Origin of the sequence: Stenotrophomonas sp. BIO128-Bstrain, assembly GCF_030128875.1 — a bacterium.
GTDB lineage: Bacteria > Pseudomonadota > Gammaproteobacteria > Xanthomonadales > Xanthomonadaceae > Stenotrophomonas > Stenotrophomonas bentonitica_A.
In genome coordinates, this window is the sequence record NZ_CP124620.1 from 2,057,574 (window position 1) to 2,077,551 (window position 19,978).

Annotated in this window: 17 protein-coding genes; 7 read left to right on the forward strand and 10 right to left on the reverse strand. The window is 66.2% G+C overall.

The window, feature by feature from the left end; genetic code table 11:
- Positions 1 to 122 precede the first annotated feature (122 nt).
- The 3 genes from POS15_RS09140 to POS15_RS09150 all read right to left on the reverse strand — a co-directional run bounded on the left by POS15_RS09140 (position 123) and on the right by POS15_RS09150 (position 2,789).
- Positions 123 to 1,688: a protein adenylyltransferase SelO gene (locus tag POS15_RS09140; RefSeq protein ID WP_019183131.1), complete on the reverse strand. Its 1,566-nt coding sequence runs from the start codon at positions 1,686 to 1,688 to the stop codon at positions 123 to 125.
- A gap of 37 nt (positions 1,689 to 1,725) precedes the next feature.
- The gene (locus POS15_RS09145; RefSeq protein ID WP_019183132.1) at positions 1,726 to 2,418 is read right to left on the reverse strand and encodes a glutathione S-transferase; all 693 of its coding nucleotides are present in this window, start codon (positions 2,416 to 2,418) and stop codon (positions 1,726 to 1,728) included.
- Positions 2,419 to 2,579: 161 nt separating this feature from the next.
- Positions 2,580 to 2,789 carry a cold-shock protein gene (locus POS15_RS09150; RefSeq protein ID WP_017356920.1) on the reverse strand — a complete coding sequence of 70 codons (210 nt, stop codon included), beginning with the start codon at positions 2,787 to 2,789 and terminating at the stop codon, positions 2,580 to 2,582.
- Between the two features lie 301 nt (positions 2,790 to 3,090).
- Here POS15_RS09150 and POS15_RS09155 point away from each other — a divergent pair, with 301 nt between their 5' ends.
- A complete protein-coding gene (locus POS15_RS09155; RefSeq protein WP_284129540.1) occupies positions 3,091 to 3,564 on the forward strand; it encodes a YaiI/YqxD family protein in 474 nt (157 codons plus the stop codon).
- 136 nt (positions 3,565 to 3,700) lie between these two features.
- Here the strand turns inward: POS15_RS09155 and POS15_RS09160 are convergent, their stop codons facing one another.
- The gene (locus POS15_RS09160; RefSeq protein WP_284129541.1) at positions 3,701 to 4,585 is read right to left on the reverse strand and encodes a pseudouridine synthase; all 885 of its coding nucleotides are present in this window, start codon (positions 4,583 to 4,585) and stop codon (positions 3,701 to 3,703) included.
- Positions 4,586 to 4,626: 41 nt separating this feature from the next.
- On the opposite strand from POS15_RS09160, the gene POS15_RS09165 reads away from it, so the two are divergent.
- The 3 genes from POS15_RS09165 (at position 4,627) to POS15_RS09175 (ending at position 8,535) form a co-directional block, all read left to right on the forward strand.
- On the forward strand, positions 4,627 to 5,178 hold the full coding sequence (locus POS15_RS09165) for a YaeQ family protein (protein ID WP_019183135.1): 552 nt from the start codon (positions 4,627 to 4,629) through the stop codon (positions 5,176 to 5,178).
- A gap of 10 nt (positions 5,179 to 5,188) precedes the next feature.
- Positions 5,189 to 6,373, forward strand: a complete 1,185-nt coding sequence (locus POS15_RS09170; RefSeq protein WP_019183136.1) for an NAD(P)/FAD-dependent oxidoreductase — start codon at positions 5,189 to 5,191, stop codon at positions 6,371 to 6,373.
- 92 nt (positions 6,374 to 6,465) lie between these two features.
- A complete protein-coding gene (locus tag POS15_RS09175; protein ID WP_046274339.1) occupies positions 6,466 to 8,535 on the forward strand; it encodes an EAL domain-containing protein in 2,070 nt (689 codons plus the stop codon).
- Between the two features lie 167 nt (positions 8,536 to 8,702).
- On the opposite strand, the gene fabV is transcribed toward POS15_RS09175, so the two are convergent.
- A complete protein-coding gene (fabV, locus tag POS15_RS09180; RefSeq protein WP_284129542.1) occupies positions 8,703 to 9,962 on the reverse strand; it encodes an enoyl-ACP reductase FabV in 1,260 nt (419 codons plus the stop codon).
- Between the two features lie 634 nt (positions 9,963 to 10,596).
- On the opposite strand from fabV, the gene POS15_RS09185 reads away from it, so the two are divergent.
- Positions 10,597 to 11,268: a GAD-like domain-containing protein gene (locus POS15_RS09185; protein ID WP_284129543.1), complete on the forward strand. Its 672-nt coding sequence runs from the start codon at positions 10,597 to 10,599 to the stop codon at positions 11,266 to 11,268.
- A gap of 467 nt (positions 11,269 to 11,735) precedes the next feature.
- Here POS15_RS09185 and secF read toward each other — a convergent pair whose 3' ends face one another.
- The 5 genes from secF to queA all read right to left on the reverse strand — a co-directional run bounded on the left by secF (position 11,736) and on the right by queA (position 17,371).
- Positions 11,736 to 12,710 carry a protein translocase subunit SecF gene (secF, locus tag POS15_RS09190; RefSeq protein WP_019183139.1) on the reverse strand — a complete coding sequence of 325 codons (975 nt, stop codon included), beginning with the start codon at positions 12,708 to 12,710 and terminating at the stop codon, positions 11,736 to 11,738.
- A gap of 19 nt (positions 12,711 to 12,729) precedes the next feature.
- Complete coding sequence (secD, locus tag POS15_RS09195; protein ID WP_070427176.1) at positions 12,730 to 14,583, reverse strand: protein translocase subunit SecD; 1,854 nt, start codon at positions 14,581 to 14,583, stop codon at positions 12,730 to 12,732.
- A gap of 58 nt (positions 14,584 to 14,641) precedes the next feature.
- Positions 14,642 to 14,986: a preprotein translocase subunit YajC gene (gene yajC, locus POS15_RS09200; RefSeq protein WP_019183141.1), complete on the reverse strand. Its 345-nt coding sequence runs from the start codon at positions 14,984 to 14,986 to the stop codon at positions 14,642 to 14,644.
- 155 nt (positions 14,987 to 15,141) lie between these two features.
- A complete protein-coding gene (gene tgt, locus POS15_RS09205; protein WP_019183142.1) occupies positions 15,142 to 16,272 on the reverse strand; it encodes a tRNA guanosine(34) transglycosylase Tgt in 1,131 nt (376 codons plus the stop codon).
- Positions 16,273 to 16,339: 67 nt separating this feature from the next.
- Entirely contained in the window at positions 16,340 to 17,371 is a 1,032-nt protein-coding gene (queA, locus tag POS15_RS09210; RefSeq protein ID WP_284129632.1) for a tRNA preQ1(34) S-adenosylmethionine ribosyltransferase-isomerase QueA, read from the reverse strand.
- Positions 17,372 to 17,618: 247 nt separating this feature from the next.
- On the opposite strand from queA, the gene POS15_RS09215 reads away from it, so the two are divergent.
- Both POS15_RS09215 and POS15_RS09220 read left to right on the forward strand, forming a co-directional pair.
- Complete coding sequence (locus tag POS15_RS09215; RefSeq protein ID WP_019183144.1) at positions 17,619 to 19,115, forward strand: aminotransferase class III-fold pyridoxal phosphate-dependent enzyme; 1,497 nt, start codon at positions 17,619 to 17,621, stop codon at positions 19,113 to 19,115.
- A 263-nt stretch (positions 19,116 to 19,378) separates the two neighbouring features.
- The gene (locus POS15_RS09220) at positions 19,379 to 19,972 is read left to right on the forward strand and encodes a TIGR00730 family Rossman fold protein (RefSeq protein ID WP_019183145.1); all 594 of its coding nucleotides are present in this window, start codon (positions 19,379 to 19,381) and stop codon (positions 19,970 to 19,972) included.
- Positions 19,973 to 19,978: the final 6 nt, after the last annotated feature.

Here is a 19,978-nt window from a genome sequence, read left to right on the forward strand (position 1 = left end):
ATTGTCGTAGACGCAGGCACGGCGACGCGCACGGCCCAGCATCAGCCAGGCGGCATCAAGGCAGAATTCACGGGTGGAAACGTCCGATGGCGGGCAGCAACCAGGGCAGCGCCCGTACTGCCCTATGAGCTGCAGGACAGCATCGAGCAGCCGGCCTTCTCACGGGCCCACTCGGGCCGCTTGCCCGCGAAGTGCTCCCGCCCGGGCTGTACCTCATACGGGCGTCGCAACACCTCCAGCAGCGTGTGCACACCGCTCGGATCGCCCTGCTCTGCCTGCTCGATCGCTTCCTGGGCCAGCCAGTTGCGCAGCACGTACACCGGGTTGGCGCGGCCCATCTGCTGCCGCCGCGCCTGCGCGCTCAGCCCATCGGCGCGCAGCCGCGCCGCGTACTGCTGCAGCCACGCCTGCAATGACGGCAGCACCGCTTCCCGGCGTGCCGGGCTGTAGAACGCGTCTTCCAGCACCGCCACCGACGGCGCGGCGGGATCGAGATCCATCAGGCCACGGAAGGCGATGGTCATGTCCATCTCCCCCTCGTGCAGGATCTCCAGCCACGCGGCCATCAGCGCCATATCGTCATCGCGGCAGGTGTCCAGGCCCAGCTTGGCGGCGATGTCGGCGCGCTCGCATTCGGCGTGCGCCTGCTGGAAACGCGCCAGCCCGTCATGCAGCGGGGTGACATCCTCGAACAGCGGTGCCAATGCCTGCGCGAGCCGGGTGAGATTCCAGTACGCCACCTGCGGCTGCGTGCCGAAGCGATACCGCCGGCCCTGCGCATCGGTGGTGTTGGGGGTCCACTCCGGATCGTAGTCCTCAACCCAGCCATACGGGCCGTAATCGATGGTGAGACCCAGAATCGACAGGTTGTCGGTGTTCATCACGCCGTGCACGAACCCCACGCGCATCCAGTGCGCGACCAGGACGGCGGTGCGTTCGCAGATCTCGGCGAACCAGCGTGCATGGCGCGCCTGGCCGGCGTCGGCCAGCGCAGGGAAATCACGCGCGATGCAGACATCGGCCAGTTGCCGCAACAACGGGGTGTCGCCGCGCGAGGCCGGCAGTTCGAACGTGCCGAAACGGATGAAGGACGGCGCGACGCGGCAGACGATCGCGCCGGGTTCGGCCTGCGGATGACCGTCATAGAACATGTCACGCACGACCGCATCGCCGGTGCCGACCAGGCTCAACGCGCGCGTGGTCGGCACGCCGAGGTGATGCATCGCCTCGCTGCACAGGAACTCGCGGATCGACGAGCGCAGCACCGCACGCCCATCGGCACCGCGCGAGTAAGGCGTGCGCCCGGCGCCCTTCAACTGCAGTTCCCAGTGCGCCCCTTCCGGGGTGAGCAGTTCGCCCAGCGAGATCGCACGGCCATCGCCGAGCTGCCCCGCCCAGTGGCCGAACTGATGCCCACCGTAGTTGGCCGCCCACGGTGCCATCCCGGCATACAGCGCATTGCCGCCGAACACCCGTGCGAAGTCCTCGCTCTGGATCAGGTCCTCGCCCATGCCCAGCAGCGCGGCCACGTCCGGCGAGTACGCCAGCAGCTGCGGGGCGGCGACCGGGGTCGGCATCACCGAGGACCACGCGGCCTGGCGCACCTCGCGCACGCGCGGGCCGGTTTCCGGATCGCCGGGCAGGTCACGGATGAAGCGGTTATCGAAACGCAGGGGCTGGGTGCTCATCCGCATGAAATGGGGGCAGCCGGGCTGCCCCGCAAGCTCAGCGTGAACCGCCGCCCAGGTTCAACGGACCGCCCCGCTCCACCGCACGCTGGTAGGCCGGGCGCTGTTCGATCCGGGTCAGGTAGGACTGCAGCCGCGGATAGGCGGCCATATCGCCCCCTCTCGCGGCGGCGGCCTGGATCGGGAAACTCATCTGGATGTCCGCTGCGGTGAAGCGCTCACCGGCAAACCACGGCGACTGGCCCAGCTCGCGCTCCATCCAGTCCATGTGCAGCTTCACCTGCGGCCCCACGAACCCCTTCAGCGCCTTGTCGGCGATGGAGCGTGCGATCGGCTTGGCGAAGAACGGCATCGGCGCATTGCGCAGCCGCGAAAACACCAGCGTCATCACCAGCGGCGGCATCGCCGAGCCTTCGGCGTAGTGCAGCCAGTAGCGATAACGCACGCGTTCGGGCGCCTGGGCCGGCATCGGCTCGGGCGAGAGCTGGCGGCCGCTGTCATAGCGGTCGGCCAGGTATTCCAGGATCGCGCCGGATTCAGCCAATACCAGTGCATCGTCCTGCAGCACCGGGGACTTGCCCAGCGGGTGCACGTCACGCAGCGCCTGCGGTGCCAGCCAGGTCTTGGGATCGCGCTGGTAGTTGACCACCTGATACGGCAGGCCCAGCTCTTCAAGCATCCACAGCACGCGCAGCGAGCGCGAGTGGTCCAGATGGTGCACCTTGATCATCGACGGTTCCGCAGGGGCAAAGCGGCATCCTAACCGGGTGGCTGACACGATGACGTCTTCAACATGCGCCGCGTCGACCATGGCCAGGCATCGCCCAATAAAAAACGCCGGAAGCTTTCGCTTCCGGCGTTCAAGGCGACCTTACGGTTGCGGGGGGTCGATTAGACCGCCTGCACCTGGTCAGCCTGCATACCCTTCTGGCCCTGCACGGCGACGAAGGTCACCTTCTGGCCTTCCTGCAGCGACTTGAAGCCGGTGCCCTGGATCGCGCGGAAATGCACGAAGAGGTCCGGGCCGCTTTCCGGGGTGATGAAGCCGAAGCCCTTGGCGTCGTTGAACCACTTCACGGTGCCCTGCTGACGATCAGACATGTACTAACTCCTGAAACAATAGTTGAAATAATCGCGGCCGCCGCGTATCGGAGCCGAGACTGAGTTGCAGGCGTTGGTAAAGCGGATCGATGAGCAGATCGTGAGATCAACTGCACCAGGCCACGATTCACGGTGACCCTAGCAAACACAGTGTGGGTGACGATACTCGTGTTTTACCGAAAAAGCGATAGCTGGTTTATTCAGCCATCCTCCCCTTCCCGCCTGACAGGACAAGGGGTCGGGCGATCCTACACGAAACCGGAGCGCCTATTCAGATTTTTCCTACCTTAAGATCAGCCAAATGACCGATGCCCCGACCCCTAAAGTTCATATCTGGGTGGACGCCGACGCCTGCCCGGCCGTCATCAAGGAGATCCTGTTCCGCGCCGCCGAGCGCGCCGGGATCGAGATGACCCTGGTCGCGAACCACTGGCTGCGCACTCCCCCGTCCCGTTTCATCCGATCGGTACAGGTGCCGCCAGGCCTGGATGTGGCTGACAGCGTGATCGTCGAGAGGGTCCGGCCGGGCGACCTGGTCGTCACGCAGGACATCCCCTTGGCCGCCCTCGTCCTGGATAAAAAGGCCGTCGCGCTCAACCCGCGTGGCGAGCTGTACACGCCCGACAACATGGCCGAGCGCCTGTCCATGCGCAATTTCATGGAGGAACTGCGCGGCTCGGGCATCCAGACCGGCGGGCCGGCGCCCCTGCACGCGCGCGACAAACAGGCCTTCGCCGCGCAGCTGGATCGTTGGCTGGCCAAGCGTTCAGTGTGATGAACCGCCAGCTGGATGAAGGTCCGGCGTGGCCCAGGACCGGTATCGGTAGTGCCGGCCGCTGGCCGGCTCTTCCTCAACACCTGCTGACGACAGGATCTACCCATGGACCCTGGCAGCCGGCCAGCGGCCGGCCCTACAGGTGGAGCGACAGCCCGCTGGAGAACGTGCGCCGCTCTCCGTTAAACGGGTCATCGAACGCCAATTCCTTCGCCAGCAGCTGCAGCGGCACCCCCGCCGGCGCATCCGCGCGCAGCTCCGGGTACAGATCGTCCCCCAGGATCGGCGCGCCCAGCCCCGCCATGTGCACGCGCAACTGGTGCTTGCGGCCACTCACCGGGTGCAGCCGGTAACGCCAGACCGGCCCGGTGCGCTCGATCACCTCGATGCGGGTCCGGGCATTGGGCTCGCCGGTCACCTCGGCCATGCGGAAAAACGGCTCGCCCGGGACCAGCCGGGTCTGGCGCTCAAGCGGGAACGCCACCTGCGGCAGGGCCGGCGCCAGGGCTTCGTAGACCTTCTCGATGCGCCGCTCGCGAAACAGGCGCTGGTAGGCATCGCGGCTCGCTGGCCGGGTCGAGAACAGCACCAGCCCGGCGGTCAAGCGGTCCAGGCGGTGCAGCGGCACCAGGTCGGGGTTGCCGGTGCGCGCCACCAGCCGCGCCAGCAGGGTCTCGCGCACGTAGCCACCCGCCGGGGTGACGGGCAGGAAGTGCGGCTTGTCGGCCACCAGCAGCTCCGCGCCCTGATGGACGATGGCCTCGGCGAAAGGAATCACCGGCTCATCGGCCACTTCACGGAAGTAGACGATCTCCAGCCCGACCTGCCAGGGATGATCCGGAGCGAGCGCCCTGCCCTGCGCATCCTGCACGCGCCCACGGGCGAAGCGGCCCACCCACTGCGCGCGGTCGATGCGCGGGAAGCGCGCACACAGCCCGTCCAGCAGGCTCGGCCAGTCGCCGGGCGGCAACTGCAGGCGACTGGGCGCGGGGGTGGCAAGGATCGGATCGGACGGACTCATGGCGAACCATTATCATGGCGCTCTTTGTTTCAGGTATCCCCATGGCCCTCACCGCCACCATCCGCAAGGCCGAACTGCAGATCAGCGACATGGACCGCGGCTACTACGCCAGCCATACGCTGACGCTGGCCCAGCATCCGTCCGAAACCGACGACCGCCTGATGGTGCGCCTGCTCACCTTCGCGCTGAACGCCGACGACCGGCTGGAGTTCGGCCGCGGCCTGAGCGTGGATGACGAACCGGACCTGTGGCGCCGCGATTACACCGGCGACATCGAACTGTGGATCGAGCTGGGCCAGCCGGACGAGTCGCGCCTGCGCAAGGCCGCCGGCCGCGCGCGCGCGGTGCAGCTGGTCACCTACGGCGGCCGCGCCGCCGACATCTGGTGGGACCGCAACGCCTCCGCGCTGAAGAAGCTCGCCACGCTGGAGGTGATGGACCTGCCGGGCGAGTTCGTCACCGAATGGGGCGCGCAGATCGAACGCACGATGCAGTGGGACGTGCAGATCCAGGACGGCGAAGTGCAGTTGACCTCCGACAAGGCCCAGCTCAGCGTCATCCCCACCTGGCGCAAGCAGAAGCCGCAGGCCTGAGCGCGCTGAGATGTCCGTGATCCGATGCGATGTACTGGTGATCGGCGCCGGCGCGGCCGGGCTGATGTGTGCGATGACCGCTGGCAGGCGCGGGCGCATGGTGCAGGTGATCGACCATGCCAACAAGGTCGGCAAGAAGATCCTGATGTCCGGCGGCGGGCGCTGCAACTTCACCAACACCGGCACCACGGCCGCCAACTTCCTGTCGGCCAACCCGCATTTCTGCAAATCCGCGCTGGCCCGTTACACCCCCTGGCACTTCATCGAGATGGTGGAGCGGCACGGCATCGCGTATCACGAAAAAGAACTGGGCCAGCTGTTCTGCGACATCTCCTCCAGGCAGATCGTGAAGATGCTGGTGGACGAATGCCAGGCCGCCGGGGTGCAGATCCGCACCGACTGCGGGGTGCAGAAGGTCGAGCGCGGCGCGGACGGTTTCCACGTGCACACCGCGCAGGGTCACTTCCACGCCGCCTCGCTGGTGGTCGCCACCGGTGGCTTGTCGATCCCGAGCATGGGCGCCACCGGCTTCGGCTATGAGCTGGCCCGCCAGTTCGGCCACGAGGTTCTGCCGACCCGGGCCGGGCTGGTGCCGCTGACCTTGAGCGGCAAGCACCAGGAGCGCTTCAACGAGCTCAGCGGCGTCGCCCTGCCGATCGAGGCACGCTGCAACGGGGTCGAGTTCCGCAATTCGATGCTGATCACCCACCGCGGCATCAGCGGCCCGGCGATCCTGCAGATCTCTTCGTACTGGCAGCCCGGCGATGAGCTGCGGCTGGACCTGCTGCCGGGCCAGGACGCGCTGGGCTGGCTGCGCCGGATGAAGGCCGAGCGCGGCGCCGCCGAGCTGCGCACGGTGCTGTCCGAGGTGCTGCCGCGGCGGCTCGCGCTGCGCCTGTGCGAGCACTGGCTGCCGGACCGGCTGGTGCGCCAGATCGATGAGCCGCAGCTGCGCGAGGCGGCCGATCTGCTGCAGAATTTCCCGCTGGTGGCCAGTGGCACCGAGGGCTACCGTACCGCCGAGGTGACGCTGGGCGGGGTCGACACCCGCAAGGTGTCCTCCAGTACCTTTGAATCGCAACTGGTTCCCGGCCTGCACTTCATCGGGGAGGTGCTGGACGTGACCGGCTGGCTGGGGGGCTACAACTTCCAGTGGGCCTGGGCCTGTGGCCATGCCGCGGGCAGCGTGGCCTGAGCCGGGACCCGCGTTCCGTGATCGGCTACGGTTTGCCGCATGGACGTAGTCACACGCATCGTGTATCAAGTTTGCAGTCCGGGGAGTACTGAATGCAGAACGCGAATGACATGACGGTCCGCCTGCTGATCGTGGACGACAGCGGCGAGAACGCCGAGACCATCGTCAGCACGCTGCGCAACAGCGGCATCGCGGTGCGCCCGACGCGCCCGCAGCACAGCGAGGAACTGGCCCACGTCCTGGGCACCCAGCCGATCGACCTGGTACTGGTCGCTGCCGCCCAGAGCATCCCGCTGCTGCAGGTCACCCAGCAGATCGCGGCCAGTGGCAAGGACATCCCCATGATCCTGCTGGCCGAGTCGATCAATGAGAACGAGTGGGTCGAGGCCGGTGCCAATGGCATCCGCGCCATCGCCCTGCGCCACCGCCCCGAGCACCTGCTGGCGGTGGTGCGCAATGAATGGACCGATCTGCACGCGCGCCGCGGGCTGCGCCGGATCGAGGCCCAGATGCGCGAGACCGAGCGCCGCTGCGACGCGCTGATCTCCTCCTCGCGCGACCCGATCGCCTATGTCCATGAAGGCATGCACATCCGCGCCAACGAGGCCTACCTGGAGATGTTCGGCTACGAGACCTTCGATGATGTGGAGGGCATCTCGCTGCTGGACATGGTCGCGCCGCAGCACGTGGACGGCTTCAAGCAGCTGCTCAAGTCGATGAGCAAGGGCGATGCACCGCCGCCGCAGTACCAGGTGGACGCACGCAACCAGGACGGGGCGGTGTTCCCGGCCACGATGGAGTTCACCCAGGCCAGCTACGAAGGCGAATCCTGCCTGCAGGTGGTGTTCCGCCGCCGCATGGAGTTCGACCCGGAGCTGGCGCGCGAGGTCGAGGACCTGCGCCAGCGCGACCAGGTCACTGGCCTGCTCAACCGACCGACCTTCATGCTGCATGTCGAAAATGCCGTGGCCCAGGCCGGCCGCAGCGAGGGCCGGTTCGGCCTGCTGCTGGTCGAGCCCGACCACTATGCGCGCCTGCTGCCCGAGATCGGGCTGGACTCGGCCGACGCGCTGATCGGTGCCCTTGCCCGCGTGCTGGCCCAATCCGTTGGCGACGCTGCCCAGGTGGCCCGCTTCGGTGAACACAGCTTCGCCGTGCTGACCGAAGCACCCTACGCGCAGACCGTCGCCTTGGCCGACCAGATCCGGGCCGCCTTCGCCGCGCAGGTGTTCAGCATCGGCGAGCGCTCGGCCACGGTCACCGTCAGCGTCGGCGGCGTGCAGGTCGGCGAAAAGATCGCCAGCATCGGCCAGGTGCTGGCCCGCGCCACCGAGTGCACGCAGGCAGCCCTGGAACTGGGCAACACCACCCGGGTGTTCGACCCGGCGGCAGTGGACCGCGTGGAAGAAGAGCGCATCCAGCACTGGGTCGCACGCATCCGCCAGGCGCTGGACGGCGATGGCTTCCAGCTGCATTACCAGCCGGTGCTCAACCTGCAGGGCGAAGCGCTGGAGTTGTACGAGGCCTACCTGCGCCTGGAGCACAACGGCGAGCTGCTCAGCCCGACCGCGTTCCTGGGCATCGCCGAGGAACACGGCCTGCTGGCCGACATCAACCGCTGGGTGGTCACCCACGCGATCGGCATGCTCGCCGCACGCAGGCGCGAGGGCCACGTCACCCACCTGATGGTCAAGATCACCCCGGAGTCGTTCAACGACCCGCAGATGATCGTCACCCTGCGCCGCGAGCTGCAGGCCCAGGGCGTGCCGGGCGAACAGCTGTGGCTGCATGCGCCGGAGGCAAAGGTGTTCACCCACCTGCGCAATGCGCAGCAGTTCCTGGCGGCGATCGCGCCGCTCGGCTGCCGGATCGGCCTGGAGCAGTTCGGCTCGGGGCTGGACTCGTTCCAGCTGCTGGCCCATTTCCAGCCGCAGTTCCTCAAGCTGGACCGCGACTTCACCTGCGACCTCGCCAGCACCCGCGAACACAGCGGGAAGATCAGCGAGATCACCGCGCGGGCGCAGGCCGCCAACATCCGCACCATCGCCGAGTTCGTCGCCGATGCCAACTCGATGAGCCTGCTTTTCAGTGCCGGGGTGGACTACGTGCAGGGCGACTTCGTCGGCCCGGCCGGCCCGGTGATGGATTTCGATTTCAGCTGATTGGGAGCGTCACGACCAACGGTCGTGACCTACCCTCTTCCGCGCATCAATGGGCGCAGCGCGCGTCCATCATTGGGCCCACCGCACGTGCATCGATGGGGTCACCGCGCGTGCATCGATGGCCGCGCGGGTAGATGCCGACCGTTGGTCGGCATCATTCCTTCCGGTCAGGCCATCTCGACCAGGTTCGGGATCTTCACATCGGTCGCGACATCGGCGTCGTAATCCACGCCTTCCACACCGAACCCGAACAGACGCAGGAAATCGGCCTTGTAGCCGGCCAGATCGCTGATCTCGTAGAGGTTCTCGTTGGTCACCTGCGGCCACAGCGCGACCACTTCGCCCTGCACCTCCGGCGCCATTTCCTTGTAGTCCGCGCGCAGGCGGCCGGCGTCATCGATCAACTCGACCTTGCGGCCGCCATCGGTGACCAGGTCGTGGCGCAGGCGCTCGGTCGCGGTGCCCGCCTCCTTGCCGCCGTAGAGGATGTCGTACAGGGTATCGAGCTGTTCGATGCAGCCCTCGTGGGTGCCCTTGGCCTTCATCACCTTGAACAGCAGCGACAGGTACAGCGGCATGGTCGGGATCGCCGAGCTGGCCTGGGTGACCACGGCCTTGAGCACCGATACGCGCGCATCGCCACCGATCGGCGCCAGCTTCTGACGCAGGCCGACGACCTTCTCGTCCAGATCCTTCTTGGCCGCGCCGATGGAGCCGTTCCAGTAGATCGCCTGGGTGATTTCCTCACCGACGTAGGTGAAGGCCGTGGTGGTCGCGCCTTCGGCCAGCACACCGGCCTCGAGCAGCGCATCGATCCACATCTGCCAGTCTTCGCCGCCCATGACGGCGACGGTACCGGCGATCTCTTCCGGCGTGGCCGGCTCGATCGTGGTTTCGGTGATCACTTCCTTGTCGGTATCCAGGCCGCGCAGCGTGATCGGTGCGCCGATCGGCTTGAGCGTGGAGCTGATCACTTCACCGGTCCTGGGATGCTTGCGGCGCGGCGCGGCCAGGCTGTACACCACCTGGTCGACCTGGCCGAGATCCTGCTTGATCAGCTCGATGACCTTGGCCTTGACCTCGTCGGAGAAGGCATCGCCGTTGACGCTCTTGGCGTACAGACCAGCCTGCTCGGCGTACTTGTGGAACGCGGCGGTGTTGTACCAGCCGGCAGTGCCGGGCTTGGTCTCGGTACCCGGACGCTCGAAGAACACGCCCAGCGTGGCGGCATCACTGCCGAACGCCGCCGTGATGCGCGCAGCCAGGCCGTAGCCGGTGGAGGCACCGAGCACCAGCACCTTCTTCGGGCCGTTGGTGATCTTCGGCTTGGACTGGATGTACTCGATCTGCTGCTTGACGGCCGCATCGCAGCCGACGGGATGGGTGGTGACGCAGATGAAGCCGCGCACACGCGGTTTGATGACCATGTAAACCTCGAGGGGGACTGGCGCAGGGCGGACCGGCGCGATGAAAAGGGAGGTCGCGCGCCACCTGGGCGGCTGCGCGGAACGCAAGGGATCGTAGTGCGCAGCGCCGCGGAGTACAACCGACGGGGGTGTATGTTCCTTGTGGCCTGGGACCGGTGAGGGCAGGTCGGGACGCGCCGTGAATCCGTCCTTGGAGGCTCGACACCCGCATCCATGCGGGTGACGGTCCCGCCCTGCCCTCACCGGCCCCTGCCCGACACAGGGCCGCTACGGATGGGAGAGCAGCCACGCATGCCGTGGCTCTACCCTTGATACCCCGCGTGATATGGCCTCTGACCGGGCCGCCGCCGTCGGATCGTTATCGCCCGCCTGGCAGCGCCGAAAATCTAACGCGCGGCGAACCACGCAGGATTCGACACCTAGCAGTCTTGAGAGTTTTGTCAGTTCCTGCGGAGCCGCCCACTGAAAAAGCTGATCCCGCCAGTTCTTGACGCATCTTGCACCCCTATTGAAAGTCCCCCGGACAGGGGCTAGTGCCTTGAGTTAGGTTTCGGACCTGCACCTTCCGACCGCAGTAAATTTGCGGAAGCGCGAGTGCCAGACCGGACAAACACCGACAGCACAAACTGGGCCTATGAGCGAATTCGCTGATTACTTCATCAAAAGATACGGGAGCCCGGAGCTCACCGTTGCGTTGAGACCCGACGAGCTGGATCAAGCAGAACGCGTGCTTCCCCAACAGTTGATTGAGCTCTATCGGCGCTTTGGCCGATGCGTCATGCGTGGCGGGCGCATCCAACTCTGTCTCCCTGATGATCTTGGCCCCGTCCTTGACCAGACGTTCGACGGAGATGAAACGTTCTCAAGCTCAAACACACACGCATTCGCTTATACCGCGTTCGGATGTATCTACTTCTTTCACGAATCACTAGGTCTGGGGTCGGTCGACCTACTAACCGGTCATGTCGAGGTAGAAGATCTGACATCCCCACCTCCACCAGGCACGCCGATTGACACGGCTGTTCACATTCCCCTGGTCCTGAGCGACGAATCTCTGGACTTTCTGGATCTGGACGGAAACCCGCTGTTTGAGAGAGCTACCAAGGCATTGGGGACGCTGCAGATCGGCGAATGTTATGGCTTCTTCCCAGCACTCGGCCTCTGTGGCATTGCACATATCGATTACGTTCGCAGAACACCCGCTAGAGCGCATATGTCATTGATCTGCCAAATGACGGAGTTTGCGATCTTCGGCACCACAGAGACGTACAGCCTGTTTTTGCACCGAAAAGTAGGGCCTCAATGAGACCCTGCTTCGCATAGCGGCAGCGTGCGCTCCGATCCGCTGCGAAGCAGCCACACATGTCCTGGAAAGATCCGCCCGATTGCTTCCTCGTACACAACAGTTGCTAGCGGCAATGGTTGTCTGCGCCAATTGGACCTGACGCTGGCATCATGCCGGACACCGCGCACGCTCTGCCCGATCCTGCCTTGGCTTCGCTCCACCAACCGCCCTCCCGCACCTTCTCTGGAGGGCGACGGATAGCGATGTGCAGGACCGTTGGAGCGCCAAGGATGGCGCTCACGAGTCCCCAAGGATGGGTTTACGGCGGGTCCAGCACAGCGCTATCCGTCGCCCTCCAACCATGAGAGCCCGAGGCGCCGCTCTGGCTCTGGCTCTTGTAAGGCTCCCGATCCAGCCGACTCGACGCACACCCAAAAGAAAGGCCGCGCAATGCGCGGCCTTCCGGATGTTGCAGACCACCAGAAACCTTACGGACGACGCTCCAGCGCTTCCACGTCCTTGGCCTTCGGCAGCAGATCCTGCTTGGTCACCGCCAGTGCGCCCATCGTCAGCAGCGGGCAGGCGATGAAGATCGACGACAGCGTACCGATCACCGCACCGATCATCTGGCTCAGCGCCAGCCCTTCCAGCGAACCACCGCCGTACAGGTACAGCGCCAGCACCGACAGGAAGAACACCAGCGAAGTGATGATCGTGCGCGACAGCGTCTGGTTGATCGAACGGTTCATCACTTCCAGCGGCTCGACGCGCAGGCTGCGGAAGTTTTCACGCACGCGGTCGAACACCACGATGGTGTCGTTGATCGAGAAGCCCATCACCGACAGCAGGCCGGCCAGCACGGTCAGATCGAACTCGCGGCCACTCAGCGAGAAGTAGCCCGCCACCACCAGCACGTCGAACAGCGTGGTGATGATCGCCACCATCGCGAACTTCCACTCAAAGCGGAAACCGATGTAGATCAGGAAGCCGATCAACACGAACAGCGCCGCGTACAGGCCGTTCAGGGCCAGCTCTTTACCCACCTGCGGGCCGACGAACTCGGCGCCGACGATGGCGGCCTGGTTGCCCTCCATCGAGATCGCCTTCTGCACGGCTTCGGCGGTGCGGTTGTTGGCTTCACCGGCGTTCTCGCCTTCGGCCATTTCCTGCGGCTGCAGGCGGATCAGCAGGTTGCTGCCGCTGCCGAAGCTCTGCACCTGGGCACCGGCATAGCCGGCGCCTTCCAGATGCTCACGCACGGCATCGACGTCAGCCGGCTTGTCGAAGCGCACTTCGACCACGGTGCCGCCGGTGAAGTCCAGCGCGTAGTTGAAGCCCTTGAAGGCAATGCAGCCGATGGCGGCAATGAACACCAGGGCAGCCAGCGAGACAGCCACCCAACGGGTGCGCATGAAGTCGAACTTGGTGTCGTTCGGGATCAGATGCAACGGGAAAAGTTTCATGGTTTCTATTCGCTTCCCGTCAGATGGCCAGGGTCTTGAGCTTCTTGCGGCGGCTGTAAACCAGCACGGCAAGGGCACGCGAGACGGTGATTGCAGTGAACATGGAGGCCAGGATGCCGACGATCATGGTCACGGCGAAGCCCTTCAGCGGGCCGGTACCGAACGCATACAACGCCACACCCGCCAGGATGCCGGTGAGGTTGGCGTCCAGGATGGTCCCGGAAGCCTTCTCGTAACCGGCCACGATGGCCGCCTTGGGCGGCATGCCGGCCCGCAGCTCTTCACGGATACGTTCGTTGATCAGCACGTTGGCGTCGACCGACAGGCCGATCGACAGCGCCAGGCCGGCGAAGCCGGGCAGCGTCATCGTCGCACCGAACAGCGACATCACCGCCACCACGATCAGCAGGTTGAACAGCATCGCCACCGAGGTGATCACGCCGAACATCCGGTAGTACACGGTGAAGAAGACCAAGGTGAACAGGAACGCGAAGCCGACCGCGGTCACGCCGCGCTCGACGTTCTCCGCACCTAGGCTCGGGCCGACGATGCGTTCTTCAACAAAGTCCATCGGCGCGGCCAGCGAACCGGATTTCAGCAGCTTGGCCAGGTTGTCCGCCTCGAGCTTGTCCAGGCCGGTGGTCTGGAAGTTCTTGCCGAACACGCCGTTGATGTTGGCGACCGAGATCACCTCTTCCTTGACGCGGAAGCTGCGCACTTCCTTGCCGTCGACCACGTTCACGGTCGGGATGCGCTCGGTGTAGACCACCGCCATCGGCTTGTTCACGTTGGCGCTGGTGAAGTCGAACATGCGCTGGCCGCCGACGTTGTTCAGCGTCACGCTCACCGCCGCCGAGCCGTTCTGGTCGGTGGTGGCCTGCGCGGCGACCATCTGGTCACCGGTCACGATCACGCGCTTGTTGAGCAGGATCGGGCCGCGGTTGTCGCGCTGCTGGTAGACTTTGGCCTCCGGCGGGATGCGGCCGCTGGCGATCGCGTCCTGGGCGTTGCCTTCAACCACGGCGCGGTATTCCAGCGTCGCGGTGGCACCGATCATGCGCTTGGCTTCGGCGGTGTCCTGCACGCCGGGCAGCTGCACGACCACGCGGTCGGCACCCTGGCGCTGGATGATCGGCTCGGCCACGCCCAACTGGTTGACGCGGTTGCGCAGCGTGTTGACGTTCTGTTCGATGGCGCCATTGGCGATCGCGGTCAGCTCCGTCTCCGGCATGCTGACGGTGATGCGGTTGCCCGCCACCTCATAGCCCAGCGTCGGCTGCGCCTTGACCATGACCTCGCGGGCACGCGCGGCCGCATCGGCACCGGCAGACGGGCTGATGGTGGCCACGATGGTGTTGTCGCCACGACGTTCGACGGACTGGTAGGCGATGCGGGCATCGCGCAGGCTGGTGCGCACGTCTTCGGCGTAGGCGTCCAGACGCTTGTCCAGTGCCGCCTTCTGGTCGACCTGCAGCACGAAGTGGACGCCGCCCTGCAGATCCAGACCCAGCACCATCGGCTTGGCGCCCAGGTCGCTCAGCCAGTCCGGCACGGTGGAAGCCAGGTTCAGGGCAACCACGTAGTCCTCGCCCATCTCGTCGCGCAGGGCGTCGTTGGCGGCGGTCTGCGCCTGCAGCGTCGGCAGGCGCACGATCAGGCTGTCGCCCTCCTTGGCGACCGACAGCGGCTCCACGCCGGCCTGCTTGAGGTCACCCAGCACACGGTCGCGCAGGGCGTCGTCGATCTGCCCGCCACGGTTGGCGGTGATCTGCACGGCAGGGTCCTTCTGGTAGATGTTGGGCAGCGCGTACAACGCACTGACCGCCAGCACGATCAGGATGAGGAAATACTTCCAGCGTGGAAATTCGAGCATTGCTTGGGTCCCGCGCGGTGCCCGTCCCGGCACCGCGGTTGAACGGAAAGGAGGTGGATCAGTTGGCCGACTTCAGCGTGCCGGTCGGCAGCACATTGCCCACGGCGCCCTTCTGCACGCGGATGCGCACGTTCTCGGCCACTTCGATGGTGATGAAGTTGTCGCCGATGTCGGTGACCACGCCGGCGATGCCGCCGTTGGTCAGCACTTCGTCACCGCGCTTGACCTTCTCCAGCATGGCCTTATGTTCCTTCTGGCGCTTCATCTGCGGGCGGATCATCAGGAAGTACATGATCGCGATCAGGATGATCGGGAACAGCAGGGTGGTCAGACCCATGCCCTGCGGCTGGCCACCGGCGGCCTGGGCGTTGGCGGTGGGGATCAGGAAGGCGAGCAGGTTCATAGTGTGTCCTTGGGTTGGGAGGCGCCCCGCCCCCTTTGAGGGTCAGGGTGTCGCCGCGAAACGGGGGTCAGCCTCGAAGTATGCCATGGCCCCGGGAGTTCGTCCTTGGGCCGTTTGGCAGGGTCGGCGCGCCGGAGCGGCCGGCCGGGGTCACTTTACAGCGCGGGCGTGACCGCACCACGGGCCGCGTAGAAAGACTCGCGGAAGGCGGCAAAGGTTCCCGCCGCGATCGCCTCGCGCATGTCGGCCATCAACTTCTCGTAGTAATAGAGGTTGTGGATGGTGCCCAGCATGGGCGCCAGCATCTCGTTGCAGCGGTCCAGGTGGCGCAGGTAGGAGCGCGTGTAACCGCTGGTGCAGGCGTGGCAGCCGCAGCCCGGCTCGATGGTGTCCATGTCGCGCTCGTAGCGGGCGTTGCGGATGCGCACGGTGCCGAACGAGGTGAAATAGTGGCCGTTGCGGGCGTTGCGGGTCGGCATCACGCAATCGAACATGTCCACGCCGCGGGCGACGCCTTCGACCAGATCTTCCGGGCGGCCCACGCCCATCAGGTAGCGCGGGCGGTCGGCCGGCAGGATCGGGTGCATGTGGTCGAGCATGGCGTTGCGCTCGTGCTCGGGCTCGCCCACGGCCAGGCCACCGATGGCGTACCCGTCAAAGCCGATCTGCTGCAGGCCTTCGGCCGAGCGGCTGCGCAGGTCGTGATGGACACCGCCCTGGACGATGCCGAACAGCGCTGCGTCATTGCCCAGTTCATCGTGCGCGTTGCGGCTGCGCTGGGCCCAGCGCAGGCTGAGCTCCATCGAGGTGCGCGCGACCGGCTCGGTGGCCGGGTACGGGGTGCACTCGTCGAAGATCATCACCACGTCCGAATCCAGCACCTTCTGGATGCGCATGCTCTCTTCCGGACCCAGGAACACACGGGCCCCGTCGGTCGGCGAGGAGAAGGTCACGCCCTGCTCGGTGATCTTGCGGCGGTGGGCCAGCGAGAACACCTGGAAACCGCCGGAGTCGGTCAGAATCGGGCCATTCCAGCGCGCGAAGCCGTGCAGGCCGCCGTGGTCGGCGATCACGTCCAGGCCCGGGCGCAGGTACAGATGGAAGGTATTGCCGAGGATGATCTCCGCACCCAGCGCGCGGATCTGCTCCGGCAGGATGCCCTTCACCGAGCCATAGGTGCCCACCGGCATGAAGGCCGGGGTTTCCACGGTCCCGCGCGGGAAGGTCAGGCGGCCGCGGCGGGCGCGACCGTCGGTGGTCTGGAGCTGGAACTGGAGTCGGGACATGGAGCGGTCATTCGGGCAGATAGTCTGCCATTGTCGCCGAAAACGGCCGCGCCTGCCCCGCCCCCGGTCATTCCCCCTGCGGGAACAGCAGCATCGCATCGCCATAGCTGAAGAAGCGGTACTTCTCCGCGATCGCCGCCTGATAGGCCTCGAATACGCGGTCCTTGCCGGCAAAAGCGGAAATCATCATCAGCAGCGTGCTTTCCGGCAGATGGAAGTTGGTCACCATCGCGTCCACGCTGCGGATCCGGTAGCCGGGGGTGATGAAGATCTGGGTTTCACCGGCGTACGGCAGCAGCTCGCCGTCGCGCATGGCGCTTTCCAGGGCCCGTACCACCGTGGTGCCGACGCCGATCACCCGGCCACCCGCGGCGCGGGTGCGGCGCACCTGCTGCACCAGTTCGGCGCCGACGTTCAGCCATTCTCGGTGCATCACGTGGTCGGTCAGATCGTCCACGCGGACCGGCTGGAAGGTGCCCGCGCCCACGTGCAGGGTCACATGGCCGAACTCCACGCCCTTTTCCTTCAACGTGGCCAGCAGGGCCTCATCGAAGTGCAGGCCGGCGGTCGGGGCCGCCACCGCGCCGATCTCGCGGGCAAAGACCGTCTGGTAACGCTCGCGGTCGTCCACGCCCGGCTCGCGCTGGATATAAGGCGGCAACGGCAGCCGGCCGGCGTGCAGCAGCCACTGCTCCAGCGCCTCGGGCACGTGGAACTGCAGCACGTAGAACTCGCCGTCGCGCCCCAGCACTTCGGCCTCGCCACCGGCATCCAGGGCAATGCGGCTGCCCGGCTTGGGCGACTTGCTGGCGCCGACCTGGGCCCGCGCCTGCTGGCCACCGAGCAGGCGCTCGATCAGGATCTCGACACGGCCCCCGCTGGCCTTCTGGCCGAACAGGCGCGCCGGGATCACCCGGGTATCGTTGAACACCATCAGGTCGCTTTCCCGCAGCAGCTCGGGCAGGTCGCGCACCTGGCGGTGGTCGAAGGCGGCCGGGGCCGGCGGCACCACCATCAGGCGGCTGGCCGAACGCTCGGCGAGCGGAGCCTGGGCAATCAGTTCAGGCGGCAGGTCGTAGTTGAAATCGGACTTCTTCAAGGGAGCGCACGGCAACGTGTAGGCAATGTCGGCCATTGTACGACTGGCTCCCGGTAGCAACCCAGCCTTGCGCGAACGTCGCGCAAAATGCTGCTTTGCAACAGTTTTTGGCGGGGTTATCGCGCGAAAAACCGCGTGCTAGCATCGAGCCGGAAGTCTGATGCACGAGCAGGAATGCCCGAAGCGCGCGCGAATAGACGCGCGTTTTGCTTTTCCGCCGTGCCGCCATCGTTTCAGGAGATCTGCAATGAGCTTCATCGAACGTCTTGCCCCACTCCGCGCCCAGCCGGGCACCCGCCTCACCACCGGCCTGGATGACGCCACCCTCGAACGCCTCGCCGCCGGCCACCCCGCGCTGGTCGCGGCCATCGACGCCGCCGCCACTGAGTTCGAGCGCGTGCGCGCCGATCTGGGCGGCCTGCTGGCCCTGGACGAGCGCGCCCAGATCGATGCGATGCAGGACGGCTTCGTCAACTTCTATGCCGACGATGCGGTCACCCCGTACGTCGCCCTGGCCGCCCGTGGCGCATGGGTGGTCACGCTGAAGGGCGCGGTGCTGTACGACGCCGGCGGCTACGGCATGCTCGGCTTTGGCCACACCCCCGAAGCGGTGATGGACGCCATGGCGGCCCCGCAGGTGATGGCCAATGTGATGACCCCCAGCCTGTCCCAGCAGCGCTTCATCCAGGCCCTGCGCAAGGAGATCGGCCACCGCCGCGGCGGCTGCCCGTACAGCCACTTCATGTGCCTCAATTCCGGCTCCGAAGCGGTCGGCCTGGCTGCCCGCATCGCCGACGTCAACGCCAAGCTGCAGACCGATCCGGGGGCCCGCCACGCTGGCGCCAGGATCAAGCGCGTGGTGGTGAAGGGCAGCTTCCACGGCCGCACCGACCGCCCGGGCCTGTATTCCGATTCCAGCCGCAAGACCTACATGCAGCACCTGGCCAGCTACCGGGGCGAAGACAGCGTGATCGCGATCGCGCCGTACGACGAAGACGCACTCAAGCGCGTGTTTGCCGAGGCCGAGCAGAACCATTGGTTCATCGAGGCGATCTTCCTGGAGCCGGTGATGGGCGAAGGCGACCCGGGCCGCTCGGTGCCGCCGTCGTTCTATGCGCTGGCCCGTGAGCTGACCCGCCAGCACGGCAGCCTGCTGCTGCTCGACTCGATCCAGGCCGGCCTGCGCGCGCACGGCGTGCTCTCGATCGTGGATTACCCGGGCTTCGAAGGCCTGGACGTGCCGGACATGGAGACCTATTCCAAGGCGCTCAATGCGGCCCAGTTCCCGCTCTCGGTGCTGGCCGTGACCGAACACGCCGCGCAGCTGTACCGCAAGGGCATCTACGGCAACACCATGACCTCCAACCCGCGGGCACTGGACGTGGCCTGCGCCACGCTGTCGCTGCTGACCCCGCAGGTGCGCGAGAACATCCGCGTGCGCGGCGAGGAAGCGGTGCGCAAGCTGGAACAGCTCAAGACCGAGCTGGGCGGGCTGATCACCAAGGTCCAGGGCACCGGCCTGCTGTTCTCCTGCGAGCTGGCCCCGCAGTTCAAGTGCTACGGCGCTGGCTCCACCGAGGAATGGCTGCGCAACCACGGCATCAACGTGATCCACGGCGGCGAGAACTCGCTGCGGTTCACCCCGCATTTCGGCATGGACGGCGAAGAGCTGGACCTGCTGGTCGGGCTGGTGGGCCGGGCGCTGAAGGAAGGCCCGCGCCGCGAGCAGTCGCAGGCGGCCTGAGGCCGGCGGTACGGACAACGGCAGCCGATCGTTGGTCGGCCGCCACGAACCCGGTAGAGCCGACCGTTGGTCGGCTCCATGAACCCGGCAGAGCCACCACTACCCAGCCCCATCCCCCGGCCCCGATTGGCCTCCACGCCTATAACGCGCGATAATCACCGCCCGCATCCGCGGAACGACACCCCGTCACGAGACCGGAACACTGGTCATCGGCGGGGCTTTTTCGTTTCCGCCGCGTCAGTTTCTGAACACAGGAAGATCCAATGAAGTCGATTTGCGTTTACTGTGGTTCCAACCCCGGCAGCAAGCCGGTCTACACCGAGCGCGCCATCGCGCTGGGTGACCGCATCGCCCGGGATGGCCTGCGCCTGGTTTACGGCGGCGGCAACGTCGGCCTGATGGGTACCGTGGCCAATGCCGTGCTTGCAGGCGGCGGCGAAGTCACCGGCGTGATCCCGCAGCAGCTGGCGGATTGGGAAGTGGCCCACCGCGGCCTGACCGAACTGGAAATCGTCGGTTCGATGCACGAGCGCAAGTCGCGCATGTTCGATCTGTCCGATGCGTTCGTGGCCCTGCCCGGTGGCTTCGGCACGATGGAAGAAATCTTCGAAATGCTGACCTGGCGCCAGCTGGGCATCGGCAACAAGCCCTGCGCGTTCCTGGATGTGGATGGCTTCTACGCCCCGCTGATCGGCATGATCGATCGCATGGTCGAAGAGCGCTTCCTGCACCCGGCCCAGCGCGCGGACCTGTGGTACGGCTCGGACATCGATGAAATGCTTGCCTGGATGCGCGCCTACGAGCCGGCGCAGGCCTCCAAGTGGATCGACGAGAAGCGGGCCAACGCGCTGCGTTGATCCCCG